The organism is Phreatobacter cathodiphilus (genome assembly GCF_003008515.1).
GTDB lineage: Bacteria > Pseudomonadota > Alphaproteobacteria > Rhizobiales > Phreatobacteraceae > Phreatobacter > Phreatobacter cathodiphilus.
In genome coordinates this window covers 2,583,084-2,600,076 of record NZ_CP027668.1, presented here as the reverse complement: position 1 = coordinate 2,600,076, position 16,993 = coordinate 2,583,084, and the positions used below count along the sequence as shown (strand labels likewise).

At 69.6% G+C, this 16,993-nt stretch carries 13 protein-coding genes; 4 read left to right on the top strand and 9 right to left on the bottom strand.

From position 1 onward, the window contains the following. Nucleotides 1-30: 30 nt before the first annotated feature. Nucleotides 31-2,847 carry a bifunctional diguanylate cyclase/phosphodiesterase gene (locus C6569_RS12640; protein ID WP_106749187.1) on the bottom strand — a complete coding sequence of 939 codons (2,817 nt, stop codon included), beginning with the start codon at nt 2,845-2,847 and terminating at the stop codon, nt 31-33. 247 nt (nt 2,848-3,094) lie between these two features. Here C6569_RS12640 and C6569_RS12635 point away from each other — a divergent pair, with 247 nt between their 5' ends. The 4 genes from C6569_RS12635 (at nt 3,095) to C6569_RS12620 (ending at nt 7,892) form a co-directional block, all read left to right on the top strand. Then, nucleotides 3,095-4,495, top strand: coding sequence for an enolase-like domain-containing protein (locus tag C6569_RS12635; RefSeq protein WP_106749186.1), 1,401 nt, complete (start codon nt 3,095-3,097; stop codon nt 4,493-4,495). Next, nucleotides 4,492-5,640: a Gfo/Idh/MocA family protein gene (locus C6569_RS12630; RefSeq protein WP_106749185.1), complete on the top strand. Its 1,149-nt coding sequence runs from the start codon at nt 4,492-4,494 to the stop codon at nt 5,638-5,640. The genes C6569_RS12635 and C6569_RS12630 overlap by 4 nt, the downstream gene beginning before the upstream one ends. A gap of 196 nt (nt 5,641-5,836) precedes the next feature. After that, nucleotides 5,837-7,021, top strand: a complete 1,185-nt coding sequence (locus C6569_RS12625; RefSeq protein ID WP_106749184.1) for a dihydrodipicolinate synthase family protein — start codon at nt 5,837-5,839, stop codon at nt 7,019-7,021. Nucleotides 7,022-7,025: 4 nt separating this feature from the next. Beyond that, a complete protein-coding gene (locus tag C6569_RS12620) occupies nt 7,026-7,892 on the top strand; it encodes a sugar phosphate isomerase/epimerase family protein (protein WP_106749183.1) in 867 nt (288 codons plus the stop codon). Between the two features lie 179 nt (nt 7,893-8,071). On the opposite strand, the gene C6569_RS12615 is transcribed toward C6569_RS12620, so the two are convergent. The 8 genes from C6569_RS12615 to C6569_RS12580 all read right to left on the bottom strand — a co-directional run bounded on the left by C6569_RS12615 (nt 8,072) and on the right by C6569_RS12580 (nt 16,901). Continuing rightward, nucleotides 8,072-8,737: a TetR/AcrR family transcriptional regulator gene (locus C6569_RS12615; RefSeq protein WP_106749182.1), complete on the bottom strand. Its 666-nt coding sequence runs from the start codon at nt 8,735-8,737 to the stop codon at nt 8,072-8,074. 58 nt (nt 8,738-8,795) lie between these two features. Next, on the bottom strand, nt 8,796-9,635 hold the full coding sequence (locus C6569_RS12610) for a sugar phosphate isomerase/epimerase family protein (protein WP_106749181.1): 840 nt from the start codon (nt 9,633-9,635) through the stop codon (nt 8,796-8,798). Between the two features lie 271 nt (nt 9,636-9,906). Beyond that, nucleotides 9,907-10,890 carry a tripartite tricarboxylate transporter substrate-binding protein gene (locus tag C6569_RS12605; protein WP_106749180.1) on the bottom strand — a complete coding sequence of 328 codons (984 nt, stop codon included), beginning with the start codon at nt 10,888-10,890 and terminating at the stop codon, nt 9,907-9,909. 173 nt (nt 10,891-11,063) lie between these two features. After that, nucleotides 11,064-11,990, bottom strand: coding sequence for a 2-hydroxyacid dehydrogenase (locus C6569_RS12600; protein WP_106749179.1), 927 nt, complete (start codon nt 11,988-11,990; stop codon nt 11,064-11,066). 7 nt (nt 11,991-11,997) lie between these two features. Continuing rightward, nucleotides 11,998-13,326 (bottom strand): NAD(P)/FAD-dependent oxidoreductase, encoded by a 1,329-nt coding sequence (locus C6569_RS12595; protein ID WP_106749178.1) that lies wholly within the window; start codon nt 13,324-13,326, stop codon nt 11,998-12,000. A gap of 26 nt (nt 13,327-13,352) precedes the next feature. Continuing rightward, nucleotides 13,353-14,231 (bottom strand): ABC transporter permease, encoded by an 879-nt coding sequence (locus tag C6569_RS12590; protein ID WP_106749177.1) that lies wholly within the window; start codon nt 14,229-14,231, stop codon nt 13,353-13,355. 3 nt (nt 14,232-14,234) lie between these two features. Next, nucleotides 14,235-15,188 (bottom strand): ABC transporter permease, encoded by a 954-nt coding sequence (locus tag C6569_RS12585; protein ID WP_106749176.1) that lies wholly within the window; start codon nt 15,186-15,188, stop codon nt 14,235-14,237. A gap of 27 nt (nt 15,189-15,215) precedes the next feature. After that, complete coding sequence (locus C6569_RS12580; RefSeq protein ID WP_106751025.1) at nt 15,216-16,901, bottom strand: peptide ABC transporter substrate-binding protein; 1,686 nt, start codon at nt 16,899-16,901, stop codon at nt 15,216-15,218. Between the last annotated feature and the right edge of the window lie 92 nt (nt 16,902-16,993).

Genomic DNA, 16,993 nt, shown 5'->3' with positions numbered 1-16,993 from the left:
GCCGACGCCTGAACGCCTGGACGCGCCGGTTCAGGCTTCCTCCGCTTCCAGCCTGTCCGCAACGAGCCCACCCCGTTCCTCGGGCGCGAGCGCCGGGGCCACCATGCGCTTCAGTCCTGCGATGGCCCCGACCGGTTGCGGCCGGCCGAGCAGGTAGCCCTGGGCCTCGTCGCATCCCTCGCGGGCCAGCAGGTCGAGCTGGTCCGCGGTCTCCACGCCCTCCGCCAGCACGGGCACGTCGAGGCTCCGACCGAGCGCCAGGATGGCCCTCACGATGGCCTTGGCCTGGGGGCTCGTCTCCACCTCGGTCATGAAGGACCGGTCGAGTTTGATCTTGTCGAAGGGGAAGGAGCGCAGGGTCTCGAGCGAGGAATAGCCGGTCCCGAAATCGTCGATCGCCACGGTGACGCCGAGGGCCTTGATGTCCCGCAGCGTGGCGAGGGCACGCTCCCTGTCGGCGATGATGGTCGATTCCGTGATCTCGAGCTCCAGCCGCTGCGGCGACAGGCCGGTCTCCGTGAGGATGGCGGCGAGACGGGCGACGAAATCGGGCTGGCTGAGCTGGAGCGGCGAGAGATTGACGGCGATCTTGCAGGCCGAGGGCCACCCGGCGGCCTCACGGCAGGCGGCCCGGAGCACCCAATCCCCGAGGGGCAGGATGGCGCCGCAGCTTTCGGCGAGGGGGATGAAGTCGGCAGGCGGCACGTTGCCTCGTTCCGGGCTCTGCCAGCGCAGCAGCGCCTCGTAGCCGGTGACCTCACCGGTCGCGACCGCCTTCTGCACCTGGTAGTGCAGGCGGAACTGGTCCTGCGCGATGGCGGTCCACAGATCCTTGGTGAGCGCGCGTCGCTGGCGCACCTGCTCGTCCATTCGGGCCTCGTAATAGGCCGTCGTCTGGCCGATCGTCGCCTTGGCGCGATACATGGCGAGATCCGCATTGTTGACGAGCTGGTCGCGGCTCGTGGCGTCGTCCGGGTAGATTGCGATGCCGATGCTGGCGCCGGCGGGGATCACGTCTTCGCCGACGATGATGGTTCCCGACAGGGCGGTTTCCAGGCGCTGGGCGAAATCGGCCAGTTCGTCCTGGGTCTGGAAGCGCTTGAAGGCCGCGAATTCGTCGCCGCCGAACCGTGCGGCCATCTCGCCGGGAGCGAGGCATGCGCCGAGCCGGTCGGCCAGGGCTTGAAGCATCTTGTCGCCGACGGCGTGGCCGCGCAGGTCGTTGACCTCCTTGAACTTGTCGAGATCGATGCCGACCACGGCGATCCTGCCTGAGCCCTCGGCGAGGGCCGCGTCGAGCGCGGCGTTGAAGCTCAGCCGGTTCGGCAGTCCGGTCAGCGCATCGTGGCGGGCCATATGGGCGATGCGCGCCTCGGAGCGGCGGCGCTCCGTCACGTCCTCGCAGGTGGTGACCCAGGACCCGTCGCCGATGGGCCAGTGGGACAGCGAGATGATGCGGCCCTCGCCGAACTGTTCGGTGAGCGTCTCCGGTTCGCCACGGCGGATGATGGCGAGATGACGATCGGCCATCTCTTGCGCCGTAGCCTCGTCCGGGCAGACGAGGCGGCAGATGTCGCGGAAGGACTGTCCGGCGACGCAGGGAGAGTCCACCCAGGCGAAGATGGTGGCGAGGCGACGGTTGCGCAGGATCAAGCGACCGCCGGCGTCGAACAGGCACAGGCCCTGCGACATGTTCGAGAGGGCGAGGTCGAGCCGGCGGGTGCTTTCCTTGAGCTCGTCCTCCCAGGATTTGCGTTCGGTGATGTCGCGGCAGATCTTGGCGAAGCCGACCAGTTCTCCGGCCTCGCCGTGAATGGCGTCGATCACCACATGGGCCCAGAACCGGGTTCCGTCCTTGCGCAGGCGCCAGCCCTCCTGTTCGAAACGTCCCTCGGCCCGCGCCGTGGCGAGCGCGGCCTCGGGAAGGCCGGCCTTGCGGTCCTCGGGGGGATAGAAGCAGGAGAAGTGCCGGCCGACGATCTCCGCGGCGGCATAGCCCTTGGCGCGGCGGGCCCCCTCGTTCCAGTTGGTCACGGTGCCGTTCGGGGCGAGCATGTAGAGCGCGTAGTCGGTGACCCCCTCCACCAGGATGCGGAACATGCGCTCCTGTTCGGCCTGGGCGGCGCGGCTGCGCCGCGACATCACCGCCGTAAACAGCGCGAAGGCCAGGACCAGCATGGCGCAGAGGCCGACGGCGAGAGCGAGGGATTGCGGCGCCAGGGTCGCGGCGGAGATCGGACGGGCCGGATCCGGGGTGACGGTGATGGCGCCCATGCCGGTGAAGTGCAGCGAACAGACCGCGAGGGTGAGCAGCAGGGCGCCCTGCCATTTGCCCAGACGGTCGCGACGGCGGGCGGCGAGGAAGGCGGCGGCCGAGAGGCCGGCGCCCGCCAGCACCGACACGGCCACGAGGTCTCCGGCCCAGTCCATGCGGCCGGGAATCTGCACCGAGGCCATGCCGAGATAGTGCATGGTGGCGATGCCGAGGCCGACGACGACACCGCCCGTGGCGGTGCCGGCCGGGCCGGGGACGGAGAGAGCAACGCTCATGCCGGCCGCGGTGATGAGCACCGCGACGGCGAGCGAGGCGGCGGTGAGGCCGATGTCGTAGCCGATGACGACGCCGGGGTCGTAGGCGAGCATGGCGATGAAATGGGTCGCCCAGACGCCGAAGCCCGCCGTGCCGCCCGCCGCGGCGATCCAGCCGAGACGGCTGCGGCCCTGCGAACCGTGCGCCAGGCGCCCGATGTCGATCACGGCGTAGCTCGAGACGAGGCAGACGAGGGCGGCCATTCCGACAAGCCACACATTGTGCGCGTCGGCGAGGCAGGTCAGGACACGGTACATCGGGGGAAAAGCACCTGTGAGTTTCCCCAGAGCTAGCGGGGCACACCTTAAGGAAAACTCTCGGCTGCCGGCCGCCCCGCCGCAGGGTTAAGACCCGGCTAAGCGCCCCGGCCGCGATGACGCGCGGCGGGCCGGCTTGACTTCGGCCCGCGCCTCTCTGTAAGTAACCAGTCAGTGAATTAAGGCTCCGGTGAGAGCCGTCGGGAGAGACGCTCATGGTTCGGGTGACGATGGCAGGGCGGCGCCGATGAGCGCGCCGCGCATCCGCCTGTCCGATGTCGAAGCCTTCGCGCGCTGGACGCCCTTCGTCCGGCCGTTCCGCTTCGGCGCGGTCACAGTGGAGGGCGCCTTCCAGGCTTTCGTGAGCGTGGTCGTCGAGGTCGAGGGCCATGGCCGCGCCACCGGCATGACGGCCGAACTGATGCCGCCGAAATGGTTCGACAAGCGGCCGGGACGCAGCCCGGGCGACACGGTGCGGGACCTCGTGGCGAGCCTCTCCGAGGCCGTCGCCCGGGCGAACGCCATCCGCACCTCCGACACGGCCTTCGGCCATCACGCGGCGCTGCACGAGAGGCAGATCGCCTGGGCCCGCGCGGCGGACGTCACCCCGCTCTCGGCGGCGTTCGGCGTGGCGCAGGTGGACAAGGCGGTGCTGGACGGGCTGTCGAAGGCGCTCGGCCGCAGCTTCGTGGCGGTGCTTGCGGGCAATGCCGCCGGCATCGACACGCGGTTGACGCCGGACCTCGCGCAGGCCGCCGTCGAGGCGCGCCTCGCAGCGCTCTCGCCCGCCCGGAGCATCGCCCTGCGCCACACGGTCGGGTTGATGGACCAGATCGACGGGCCGGACAGCCTCGCCGGCGAACTCGACGCCGCTGATCTCCGCTTCTTCAAGATCAAGCTCGGCGGCGATCCCGCGACCGACTGCCGGCGGCTCGCCAAGATCGCGGGCCTGCTGGACGGGCGCGGCATCGACTACCGCGTGACGGTGGACGCCAACGAGCAATATGCCCCGGACGCGCTCGCGGACCTGCTGATACGGGCGGATGCCGAGCCGCGGCTCGCCGGCCTCATGGCGCGGCTCCTGTTCATCGAGCAGCCCTACGACCGGCGCGTCACCTTCGAGCAGGGGCTGAACGCGGGCGTCGCGGCACGCGGCGTGATCATCGACGAGGCGGACGATGCCTACGACGCCTTCCCGCGGGCCAGGGCACTCGGTTACAGCGGCGTCTCCTCCAAATGCTGCAAGGGCTTCTACAAGGCACTGCTGAACGCCACGCGCGCCGCCGTGTGGAACGAGGAGGCCGGGGAGGGGCGTTTCCTGGTCTCGGCCGAGGACCTGACCTGCCAGCCGGGCCTCGCCGTGCAGCAGGACACAGCCTTCGTCGCCGCCCTCGGCCTGACCCACGTGGAGCGCAACGGCCACCACTACGTCGACGGCTTCGGCCCCGCGCCCGAGACCGAGGCGCAAGCCTTCCGTGCGGCCCATCCCGGTCTCTATGCCGCGACCGACCGCGTCCGCCTGGCGGTCGCCTCCGGCCGGCTCGATCTCTCATCGCTGGACTGGCCGGGCTTTGCCTCGGGCGCAATGCCGGACCTTTCCTCGCTCCAGCCCCTTTCGATCGTTTTCGCAGAAGGACAACCCGCATGACCAGGACTCTCGGCGTCGTGATGCACGGCGTCACCGGCCGCATGGGCACGAACCAGCATCTGGTGCGCTCCGTCGCGGCGATCCGCGCCCAGGGCGGCGTGCTCATGTCCGACGGCACGCGCGTGCAGCTCGACCCGATCCTCATCGGCCGCAACGCCGACAAGGTGGCCGCGCTCGCCAAGGCCAACGGCGTGGAGCGCTGGTCGACCGACCTCGACGCGGCCATCGCCGATCCGAAGAACCAGATCTTCTTCGACGCCGCGACGACGCAGATGCGGCCGACCCTGCTGGAACAGGCGATCAACGCCGGCAAGCACATCTATTGCGAGAAGCCGATCTCGACCAATCTGCCGGAGGCGCTGCGCATCGTGAAGCTCGCCCGCGACAAGGGCGTCAAGAACGGCACGGTGCAGGACAAGCTGTTCCTTCCCGGCCTGATGAAGCTCAAGTCGCTGCGCGACTCGGGCTTCTTCGGCAAGATGCTCTCGGTGCGCGGCGAGTTTGGCTACTGGGTCTTCGAGGGTGACTGGCAGGCGGCGCAGCGGCCCTCGTGGAACTACCGCAACGAGGACGGCGGCGGCATGATCCTCGACATGGTCTGCCACTGGCGCTACGTGCTCGACAACCTGTTCGGTCAGGTTCAGTCGGTATCGTGCCTCGGCGCCACCCATATCCCCGAGCGCTGGGACGAGAACGGCAAGCCCTACAAGGCGACCGCCGACGACGCGGCCTATGCGACCTTCGAGCTCGAGGGCGGCGTCATCGCCCACATGAACATGAGCTGGGTGACGCGCGTCTATCGCGACGACCTCGTCACCTTCAACGTCGACGGCACGCTGGGTTCGGCGGTGGCGGGCCTGCACGACTGCATGATCCAGCCGCGCAACGCGACGCCGCGCCCCGTCTGGAACCCGGACCAGAAGCAGACGATCGACTTCCGCTCGACCTGGCAGAAGATGCCGGACAACCAGGTCTACGACAACGGCTTCAAGACCCAGTGGGAGATGTTCATCCGCCACGTGGTGGAGGACGCGCCCTATTCCTACACGCTGATGGAAGGCGCCAAGGGCGTGCAGCTCGTGGAATGCGCGCTGCAGAGCTGGAAGGAGCGCCGCTGGATCGACGTTCCGAAGCTGACGGTGTGAGGTCGATGGAGCGCGGCCCGGTGGGAGCCTCCGCCGTCACCCCCGGTGAGCCCCAAGGGCGAGGGAAGGGGGTCCAGGAGCGGCGTGCTGCAACCCCTGGATCCCCTTCCCCTCGGCTTCGCCTCGGCCGGGGATGACGGACTGAGCGGCGGGTCCGGCAAGGGGCTCTCCGATATCAACTGAGAAGGAGCGGACCATGCTCGACAAGCCGAAGACCGCCGCCAGCGTGCGGCTGCCCACCGCCGGCGGCGGGATCGAGACCTACCGGCTCTCGGTGCCGAAGGCCTTCCCGGACAGGATCACACGGCCGCTGAACCGGGTGGCGCTGGCGGCGACCCACATGGTCGCCGACCCCTTCGCCGACAACGATCCCTGGCTGACCAACGCCATCGACTGGGACCGGACCATGGCCTATCGCGACTATCTCTGGGGCCTCGGCCTCGGGGTGGCGGAGGCCATGGACACGGCGCAGCGCGGCATGGGCCTCGACTGGGCCGGCGCGCTCGACCTCATCGCCCGCTCGGTGCGGCAGGCGAAGGCGACGCCGGGCGCGGTGGTGTTTTCAGGCGCCGGCACCGACCATCTCGATCCAGCCCAGGCGCGCTCTGTGGACGACGTCATCGGCGCCTACGAGATGCAGTTCGAGGCCATCGAGGCGCTCGGCGGGCGGATCATCTTCATGGCCTCGCGGGCGCTCGCCCGTGTCGCCAGCAGCCCCGACGACTACGGTCGCGTCTATGACCGCATCCTGTCGCAATCGGCCCAGCCGGTCATCATCCACTGGCTCGGCGACATGTTCGATCCGGCGCTCGCCGGCTACTGGGGCACGCCCGACCTCGACGCTGCCATGGATACGGCCGTCGATGTCATCAACCGCAATGCCGGCAAGGTCGACGGCGTCAAGATCTCCCTCCTCGACAAGGACAAGGAGATCTCCATGCGCCGCCGGCTGAACCCGGCGGTGAAGATGTATACCGGCGACGACTTCAACTATGCGGAGCTGATCGCCGGCGACGAGAAGGGCTTCTCCCATGCCCTGCTCGGCATCTTCGACGCCATCGCCCCGGCCGCCGCGGGCGCGCTCTCGGCGCTGGCGGACGGCGACACCGCCACGTTCCACGACATCTTCGCGCCGACCGTGCCGCTGTCGCGGCACATCTTCAAGGCGCCCACGCGGTTCTACAAGACCGGCGTCGTCTTCGTCGCCTATCTCAACGGCCACCAGGACCATTTCACCATGGTCGGCGGCCAGGAGAGCACGCGCTCGACCCGGCACCTCGCCGAACTCTTCCGCCTCGCGGACCAGGCCGGGATCTTCCGCGACGCCGACATGGCCGCGGCGCGGATGGCGGCGGTGATGGCGACGCGTGGGGTGGCCTGACCCGATGCGCGATTTCTCCACCGACCATTCCCTCCTCTCCATCAACACCGCGACGGTGAGGAAGCAGGGCGATCTCCTCGCCATCATCGAGGCCTGCGCCCGCCACGGCATCCAGGCCATCTCGCCCTGGCGCGACCAGGTGGCGACGGTGGGGCTCGACGCCGCCGTGGCGGCGGTCAAGACCCACGGCCTGAAGCTCTCGGGCTACTGCCGGGGCGGCATGTTCCCGGCCGATGCGTCGAAGCGGCAGGAGGCGCGTGACGACAACCGCCGCGCCGTGGACGAGGCCGCCGCGCTGGGAGCGGCCTGCCTGGTGCTGGTCGTCGGCGGCCTGCCGCATTACTCCCGCCCCGGTTCCGCCGTCTCGCACGACCTTGCGGGAGCGCGGGCACAGGTCGAGGACGGCATCGCCGAGCTGCTGGACTACGCCCGCGCGGCGCGGATGCCGCTCGCCATCGAGCCGCTGCACCCGATGTATGCGGCCGACCGGGCCTGCGTGAACACGCTGGAACAGGCTCTCGACATCTGCGACCGTCTGGACCCCGGCCGGAGCGGGGCGCTCGGAGTCGCGGCGGACGTCTATCACATCTGGTGGGACCCGAACCTGTTCTGCGACATCCGGAGGGCGGGGCGCGAGCGGCTGCTCGCCTATCACGTCTGCGACTGGCTGGTGCCGACCCGCGACCTCCTCACCGACCGCGGCATGATGGGCGACGGGGTCATCGAGCTGAAAAAGATCCGGGCGGCGGTGGAGGCGGAGGGCTTCGCCGGCTTCTCGGAGGTCGAGATCTTCTCCGAACTCGACTGGTGGCAGCGGCCGATGGACGAGGTGCTGGCGACCTGCATCGAGAGGCACAAAAGCGTGGTGTGAGGGCAACCCCTGATCGTGCCTCCGGACGTCACCCCCGGCGAGCCCGAAGGGCGAGGGAAGGGGGTCCAATCCTGGACGCTCCGCGCGCTTGAAAACCTGGATCCCCTTCCCCTCGCGTCGCTCGGCCGGGGATGACGGGCATTGCCGCTGAGACGGGCTGCGCGGACATCGTCCGGTGGCTAGGCCTTCACGCCCCGCAGCACGAAATCCACCACATGGGCCCGCCGCGCCGCGATGGAGACGGGGTCTTCCATGTCGGCGTCGAAGATCACCGACAGCGTGTAGATGTTGGAGAAGAAGAAGTAGCAGATGCCGATGATGGTGATCCACAGCTGGCGGGCGTCGAGCCCGGCGCGGATCGAGCCGTCTGCGTGGCCGCGGGCGATGATGCGGCCGATGGCGTCGATGACGGGGGAGTTCATGCGGTTCACCTGGCCTGACTTCTTCAGCACCTTGGCCCGCTGACGGTTCTCGGTGGCCAGCAGGTTGATGAAAGTACGGTCGCGCACGAAGCTGTCGAAGGTGAACTCGGTGAAGCGGGTGAGCGCCTCGACCGGCGTGAGCTGGTCGAGCTCCAGCTTCTGCTCGGCGGAGCGGGCGCGCTCGTAGGCCGCTTCGAGGACGGCGAGATAGAGCAGCTCCTTCGACGAGAAGTAGTGGTAGATCATGCGCTTGTTGATGCGCGCACGGTCGGCGATGTCGTCGGTCTTCGCCCCCTCGTATCCCCTGTTGGCGAATTCGCGGGTGGCGACGTTGAGGATGCGCGCGCGCGTGCCGGCGCTGTCGCGCCTGCGCACGGGCTTCGCCGCGCTGGTCTCGTCCGTCACGCTCTTGCCGTCGGGCATCCGCGATTCCTTGCCCGATTCGGCTCTGGCCCGACACTGGCACGCCGCGCCGGTCCGGTCACGGCGCGCCGTCCAGGGCCTCCATGAGGCCGCGCACATAGCCGGCGGCGCGGGCGGCACAGGCCTGGCCGTCCGGCTCGTAGATGAAGGGCTCGACCGCGATGTCGCCGCCGTAGCCGGTCTCGCGCAGCGCCCTCAGCACGCCGGCGAAGCGGTCCTTGCCCTCGCCGGGGCCGCGGCGGTTGGCGTCGTTGAACTGGACGTGGCCGATCAGGCCCGTCGGCAGCCAGCGCCGCACGAGATCGGAGACCGCTTCGGCCTCGTGGGCGGAGGCGGCGGAGGTGTCGATCATGGTGCGGAAGGCGGGATGCCCGATTTCTTCCACCATGCGCGCCGCCTCTGCGACGGTCTGGACGAAGACGTTGTCCGGCGGTGCGAGAGGCTCCAGGCAATAGGTGAGGCCGCGGGCTTCGGCCTCTGGCGCCAGCCCGGCGAAGAGGTCGCGCGCCCGCGCCCAGGCATCCTCCTGCGACTGCCCCTCGGCCGGCCGCCGCTGCGCCGGCGATCCGTGCACCATGACGCGGGCGCCGAGGCCCGCCGCGAGGTCGAGGAGGCCGCGGATGACGTCGCGGGTGCGGCTACGCACGGCGTCGTCGGGGCTGGTGATGGAGAGACCCTGCGGCGTCACCAGCAGCCAGTGGAGGCCGGTGACGGCGAGGCCGTGGTCCTCCATGGTCCGACGCATCGCCGCGACCTCGGCGCCGGCGAGGCGGTGCGGCTCTTCGGACAGCGTGAACGGGGCGATCTCCAGCCCGTCATAGCCGACCGCCTTCGCGAAGGCGCATTGCCGGGCGAGGTCGAGGGGCTGCAGCACTTCGTTGCAGAGGGACAGGCGCATGCGCGGATTTCATCATCGGTGACGGAGACATGCACCCTGCATCAAGGCAGCGCGTCCTTCGAGGCTCGCGCCCGGACGATGCTGCCGCATCGCCGGGGCTCGCACCTCAGGATGAGGGGGGGTGGCGACTTGCAGCGGGGCCGGATCAAGCGCCTCGCCCCAGTCCCATGCGAACGATGGGCAAGCCTCGACCTCCCTCATCCTGAGGTGCGAGCGAAAGCGAGCCTCGAAGGACGCACTCCTCTGATGCCAGCCATCGCCGGAGAGCGTCTCACTGGATGCGGATGTTCGCCTCGCGGATGACGTCGCCCCATTTCTTGACGTCGGCGGCATGGACGGCGCGCAGCGCCTCCGGCGTGCGCTGGGCCTCCACCGGCGCCTCGGCACCGAGCTGGAGGAAGCGCTCCCGGGCGGTCGGGTCGTCGATGGCCTTGCGCAGGGCGGCGTTGAGCGCGGCGACGACAGGGGCTGGGGTGCCCTTCGGGGCGAAGACGGCGTTCCACACCACCATGTCGACGCCCTCCATGCCGGCTTCCTTGGCCGTGGGCACGTTGGGCAGCACCGGCGAACGGGTGGGGGCGAGGACGGCGAGCGGCGTGATCGTGCCGCCCTGGACCTGGCTCATCAGGCTCGTCACCTGGTCGCAGATGTAGCCGACATTGCCGGCGACGAGGTCCTGGATGGCGGGGCCGGTGCCGCGATAGGGCACCAGGGTCGGCGACACGCCGAGCTTCTGGTTGAGCAGGGTGCAGGCGAGGTGCGACGTCGAGCCGACACCGGCATTGCCGTTGTTCACCGTCGTCGCATTGGCCTTCAGGTGGGCGGAGAACTCGGCGAGCGTCGTCGCCGGCAGCTTCTTGGCGGAGACCAGCATGATCGGCGCGGAGGCGGCGATGCCCACAGGCTCGAAATCGGTCAGCGGGTTGAAGGCGAGATTGGGATAGAGCGCCGGCGAGAAGCTCATCGTGCTCATCGGCCCCATCAGGATGGTGTGGCCGTCGGGCTCCGCCCGGGAGACGCGCGCCGCGCCGGTGGTGCCGGCGGCTCCCGCCACGTTCTCCACCACCACCTGCTGGCCGAGGCTCGCCGACATGCGCTCGGCGACGAGGCGGGCGACGATGTCGGTCGGCCCGCCGGGGGCGAAGGGCACCACCATGGTGATGGGGCGCGAGGGGAAGGTCTGGGCGGCCGCGGGGGCCACGGCGGCGGTTGCGAAAAGGGCGGCGAGCGCCAGCCTCCTGGTGATCACGGTCATCCTCCCGAATGCGGGATGCGTCGTCGCATCTCTTAGGGAAGGACGATAGCCAGCGCTCTGGCCAGCGTCAATCAAGTATGTAACCAGTGAGTGACTTGTGGCGTCCCGCGGCTTCGTCGCGCTCCCCGCTGCGGGGACCGGCGTCGGCCGGGCTGAGGCGGGGGCGCCACGCCTCAGTAGCCGCGCGCGCGGTCGACGAGGCCCGGCAGCGGCTCGCCGCGGCGGTGGCGGGCGATGGTGTCGAGGACGAAGCGCACCGCCGTTTCCGGATGGGTCATGCTGGCGATGTGCGGGGTGAGGATGATCTTCTCGTGCCGCCAGAAGGGATGGCCGGCCGGCAGCGGCTCGGGTTCGGCGACGTCGAGCATGGCGGCGGCGATCTGCCCGCCGTCGAGGGCGGCGAGGAGGTCGTCCTGCACCAGATGGCCGCCGCGGCCGACATTGACCAGCATGGCGCCGGCGGGAAGGGCGGCGAAGAGGCTGGCATTCAGGATGCCACGGGTCTCCGGCGTCAGCGGCAGCAGGCAGACGAGGATGTCGGTGCGAGCGAGGAAGGCGGCGAGGCCCTCGGCGCCGGTGTAGCAGTCGACGCCCGCGATCCGGCGGGGCGAGCGGTTCCAGCCGGCGAGCGGAAAGCCGAAGACCTTCAGGCGCTCCAGCACCCCTTGCCCGAGCTGGCCGAGGCCCATGACGCCGACACGCCGGCGGGCGGCGGCGGTGATCTGGATCTCCTTCCAGACCTCGCGCCGCTGCTGGTCGAGGAAGCGCGGCAGGTCCCGGTGCAGCGCCAGCACGGCGAGCGAGACATATTCGACCATGCTCTCGGCGATGTGCGGCTCCAGCATGCGCACCAGCGGCACGTGGGCGGGCACCTTGGTGAAGTCGAACTGGTCGACGCCGGCGCCCACCGAGAAGACGAGTTCGAGGTTGGGAAAGGTGCCGGCGATGTCGTCGGGCGGCACCCATGTCGCGAGGTGGCGCACGCTCGCGGGGTCGGGCTGATCCGGCCAGACATGGAAGGGCACGTCCGGGGCGAGGGCCGCGAAATGGCGCGCCCATTCCGCGCCGCGGACCGGGTTGGCCTTGTAGAGGAAGCTCATGGCCGCCTCAGAACAGGCCGACGGGGGCGAGCGGGCGACCGTCGACGAGACGCTCATAGGAATAGGCGCCGGGGTCGATGAGCGGGGCGTCGCCGGTCACCACGTCGGCGGCGAGGCGTCCGGCGCCCGGCCCGATGCCGAAGCCGTGGCCTGAGAATCCGGTGGCGAGAAAGAAGCCGGGGAGCTTGTCGACGGCCGAGATGACGGGGATCGTGTCCGGCGTGGTGTCGATGGTGCCGCCCCAGGCCTCGGCGATCTGGATGCCCTTCAGGTCCGGGTTCGCCGTGATGAGGGCGGCGAGGGCCTCCTCCACCAGGGTCATGTCGGGAGCGGGATCGCGCACGCGTTCGGCCTCGAAGGGCGAGGGCCGGTCGAGCGGCCAGTTGGTGCCGCGCAGGAGCTGGTCGAGGAAGGGTTTGCCGAAGGAGATCTTCAGCCCCTTCCGCCGCTGCCGGTAGGTCGGCAGGAAGGTGCGGGCATAGCGGATGAGGTCGGGCGTCAGCTCCACCGTGCCGCGGCCGCGGAGCGCCAGCGTCAGGCCACCGTCGAGCCGTCGCCGGATGCAGAAGAAGTCGGTGCCGAGCGCCCCGTCGGTGATCTCGGGGGCCGGCGTGGTGCGGCAGGCGGTGGCGTTGACGAGGCCGACCGGCAGGTCGATGCCGTGGCGGCGGCAGAAGAGCGAGGACCAGGCACCGCCGGCCAGCAGCACCGATGTGGTGCGGATCGTGCCCTTCTCGGTGACGACGCCGCCGACCCGGCCGCCCGCCGTCTCGAGGCCGCGGGCGGCGCAGGCCTGGTGGATGGTGACGCCATGCTTGCGGGCTGCGGTGGCGAGAGCCGGCACGGCCATGGAGGGCTCGGCGCGACCGTCGCTCGGCGTATGCAGGCCGCCGACCCAGGTGTCGGCATTGCCGGGAAGGCGCTCCTGCACCTCGGCGGGGGTGAGCACGGTGGAATGCACCTGCATCTCGCGGGCGATCTCCGCCCATTTCTCCCAGGCGGCGAGTTCGGCCGGGTTCTTGGTGAGGAACAGCACGCCGGTGCGGCGGAAGCCGGCGTCGCGGCCGGCGTCGATCTGCATCTCCTCCCACAGCCGCAGCGCCTCGCGCGCCAGCGGAATCTCGGCGCGGGCGCGGCCCTGCTGGCGGCACCAGCCCCAGTTGCGGCTCGACTGCTCGCAGCCGACATGGCCCTTCTCGACGAGAGCGACGGAGTGGCCCTTCTTCGCCAGGTGATAGGCGGCCGAGACGCCGATGACGCCGCCGCCGATGACCACGACGTCGGCGCTTTCGGGAAGGCGGTCGTCGCCCTGGATGCGGTCAAGCGGCGGTGACATGGGATGGGCTCCTGGCAATCGTCCGGTCAGTGAATGTCGAGGCGGGGGTCCAGCGCGTCGCGCAGGCCGTCGCCGAGGAAGTTGAAGCTGGTCACCGCGAGGGTGATGGCGACGCCGGGCGCGATGGCGAGCCAGGGCGCGCTCGTCATGTAGATCTGGGCGTTGTTCAGCATGTTGCCCCAGCTCGCGGCCGGCGGCTGGATGCCGTAGCCGAGATAGCTGACATAGGATTCCAGCAGGATCGCCTTGGCGACGTTGAGGGTCGCCGCCACGACGATGGCCGCCATGGCGTTGGGCACCAGTTCCTTGAACATGATGCGCAGGTTGGACGAGCCGAAGGCGATGGCCGCCGCGGTGAAGTCGCGTTCACGCAGGGCCCGGATCTGCGCCTCGACGATGCGGGCGACGCTCATCCAGGCGGTGACCGAGATGAGGATCGTCGTGGCGACGATGCCGGGCTCGATGAGGGCCGCCAGCGCCAGCAGCAGGAAGATGGTGGGGAAGCACAGCACCGCGTCGACGAAGCGCATGAGCGCGGCGCCGAGCACGCCGCCGTAGAAGCCGGCGAAGGTGCCGATGACGATGCCCACCGCCATGGCGATGACCATGGCGACGATGCCGATGGTGAGCGACACGCGCCCGCCCATCATCAGCCGCGCCAGCACGTCGCGGCCGAGCTCGTCGGTGCCGAGCACATGGGCGCCCGAAAGCGGCGGGGCGAAGCGGTGCATGATGTCGATGAACTTGTCGTCGAAGGGCAGCAGGAGGGGCCCGAAGACCGAGCCGAAGACCAGCAGCGCGATGATGACGGCGCCGGCCATGGCGAGGCGATGGCGGCGGAAGCGCTGCCAGGCGGCCCGGGCGGGGGTGACGTGGACGGGGTCCGTGGCGGGGATGGCGGTCACGGTTCAGCCCACCCGTATCCGCGGATCGACCACGGCATAGAGCATGTCGGCGATGAGCGAGCCGATCAGCACCATGGTGGCCGAGAACATGAGGATGCCCATCACCACGGGGTAGTCGCGGTAACCGATGGAATCGAGAAAGAGCCGGCCCATGCCGGGCCATGTGAAGACCGTCTCGGTGACCAGTGCGCCGCCGAGCAGGGTCGGAAACTGCAGGCCGGCGACCGTGATCATCGGCAGCAGCGCGTTGCGCAGGGCGTGTTGGGAGAGGATGCGCCATTCGGGCAGGCCCTTGGCGCGGGCCGTGCGGATGTAGTCCTGGTTGATGACGTCCAGCATGGAGGAGCGCATGAAGCGGCCCCACATGGCCGTCTCCACCAGCGCCAGCACGAGAGCGGGCGCGATCAGGTGGTGCAGCATGTCGAGGAGCGATCCCTCCTCGCCGACGGTGTGGCGGTTGCCGGAAGGCAGCCAGCCCAGATTGACCGAGAAGACGTAGATGGCGATGAGCCCGAACCAGAAGGTCGGGATCGACAGGGCCACCATGGCGCCGACGGTGGCGAACTGGTCGAAGATGGAATAGCGGCGGATGGCGCCGAGGATGCCGATCCAGCAGCCGACCACCACGGCGATGAGCGTCGCGGTCGCCATCAGCTCGAAGGTGGCGCCGAGATGGGCGCCGATGATCTTCAACACCGGCTCGCCGTCGCGGTAGGAGACGCCCCAGTCGCCGCGCAGCATGCGCCACAGCCAGTCGGCATATTGCACCGGCAGCGGCCGGTCGAGGCCGAGCTGGCGGGTGATGCGGTCGAGGTCCTCCTGCGTCATCTGCGAGGACAGGGCGAACTGCGACAGCGGCCCGCCGGGCGCGAGGTGGAGAATGGCGAAGCCCAGCATCGAGACGATGAAGAGCAGCAGCACCGCCTGTCCCAGCCGGTTGACGACGTAGCGTGCCATGTCAGGCGGGTCCTCCCCGCCGCCGCGTCAGGCCCAGTACCATTCGCGGATGTTCCAGCAGTTGGTGGAGGTGTTGGCGTTGGGGCGGAAGCCGCGGAGATTGGCCTTCATGCCCTCGGCGATGATCCCCTGGAACAGCGGCAGGATGGCGAGGTCGTTGCGGATGATGGTCTGCAACTGGCCGTAGCTCGCCTTGCGCTCGGTGAGGTCGAACTGCCGGGCGCCGAGGGCGAGGAGGCGGTCGGCCTCGGGGTTCTGGTACTGGTAGGTGTTGAAGCCGCGGCCGCCCTTGGCGGGAATCGCGCCCGAGCCGAAGCGCGGGGTGACGTCGGGATCGGCGCCGAGCATGAAGTTCACCGAGACCAGCGCCGAGTTGAACTTCGACTGCTGCCAGAACTCGCCCCACATGACGGCGGGCGGCATGTTCTGGATGCGCATGGCGGCGCCGATGCCGCGCCAGTCCTGCATCAGGAGTTGCTGGGTCTGCTCGCGGACGGCGTTGCCGGAGGTGGTGGAGTTGGTGAACTCGAGCCGCACGCCGCCCTTGGCGCGCACGCCGTCGGAGCCGCGCGCCCAGCCCGCCGCGTCGAGGAGCGCATTGGCCTTGGCGGGGTCGTAGGCATGGGCCGGCAGGCCCTTCTGGAACGACCAGCCCTGCTGCGGCACGAAGGTCTCGGTCGGCGTCGGCAGGCCGTAGTTGAGGGCGTCGATGATCGCCTTCTTGTTGATCGCCATGTAGAGCGCCTCGCGCACCGTCCTGTCGGCGAGCGGGCCGAAGTCGAGGTTCGGCGCGATGTGCTCCACCGAGGAGGTGGAGGAGACGACCACGGTGCGGTCGCGCAGGGTCTTCGCCTCGCGGACGAAGTTCGGCAGGATGCCCTGGATGCCGGTGTAGTCCACCTGACCGGTGCGGAACTGGGTGTAGAGGACCGTCAGGTCGGAAATGTACTTGAAGATCAACCGTTCAACATAGGGGCCCTTGCCGTGATAGGCGGGGTTTGCCGCGAGCAGGATGTTGTCGCCGGGCGTGCGCGAGCCCCAGCGGAACGGGCCGGTGCCGACGGGAGCGTTGTTCATCGGCGAGGTGTTGGGATCGGCGGCCTTCTCCATCACGTGCTTCGGCACGAGGAAGGTCAGCGACAGGATCGACAGGTAGGGCGAATAGGGCGTTTCCATCCGCCAGTGGATCTCGTCGGGCGAGACCACCGTGATGTCCTTGACGAGGCTGTGGCCGACGCGGTTGCGCACCCGGAAATTCGGGTTGTTGATGAGCTCCAGCGAATATTTGACGTCCTCGGCGGTGAAGGCCGTGCCGTCGTGCCATTTGACGCCGGTCCGCAGTTTGATCTTCCAGGTCAGGCCGTCGGCGGAGAGGCCGCCATTGGCCACCGTCGGCACCTCGCGGGCGAGATCGGGGACGAAGTTGCCCTCGGCGTCGATGTACCAGAGCGTCGAGAAGAGCTGCCACCAGACCGCCTGGTCGACCTCGATGCCGGGCATCAATGGGTTGAAGACGGTCGGTTCCTGCGACAGTGCGGCGACGATCTGCCCGCGTGGGCGGTCGGGCGGCGTCGAGGGGCGGGTGCCCTGGGCGAAGAGCGTGCCGGGGGCGGCGAGGCCTGCGGCGGCGCCGGCACCGAGAACCATGAGGACGCGGCGGCTGGGGCCGGTGATCGGAAGCACTGCTTTGACGCCGTTGGTCTCGTCGCTCATCATCGCCCCCTCAGGTGACGCCCGGCATGGCTCGCCCGTTCGCCGGAGGTCGTCCGGCGCCCGGCGGATCCTGTCCGCAGCGTTCAATGGTC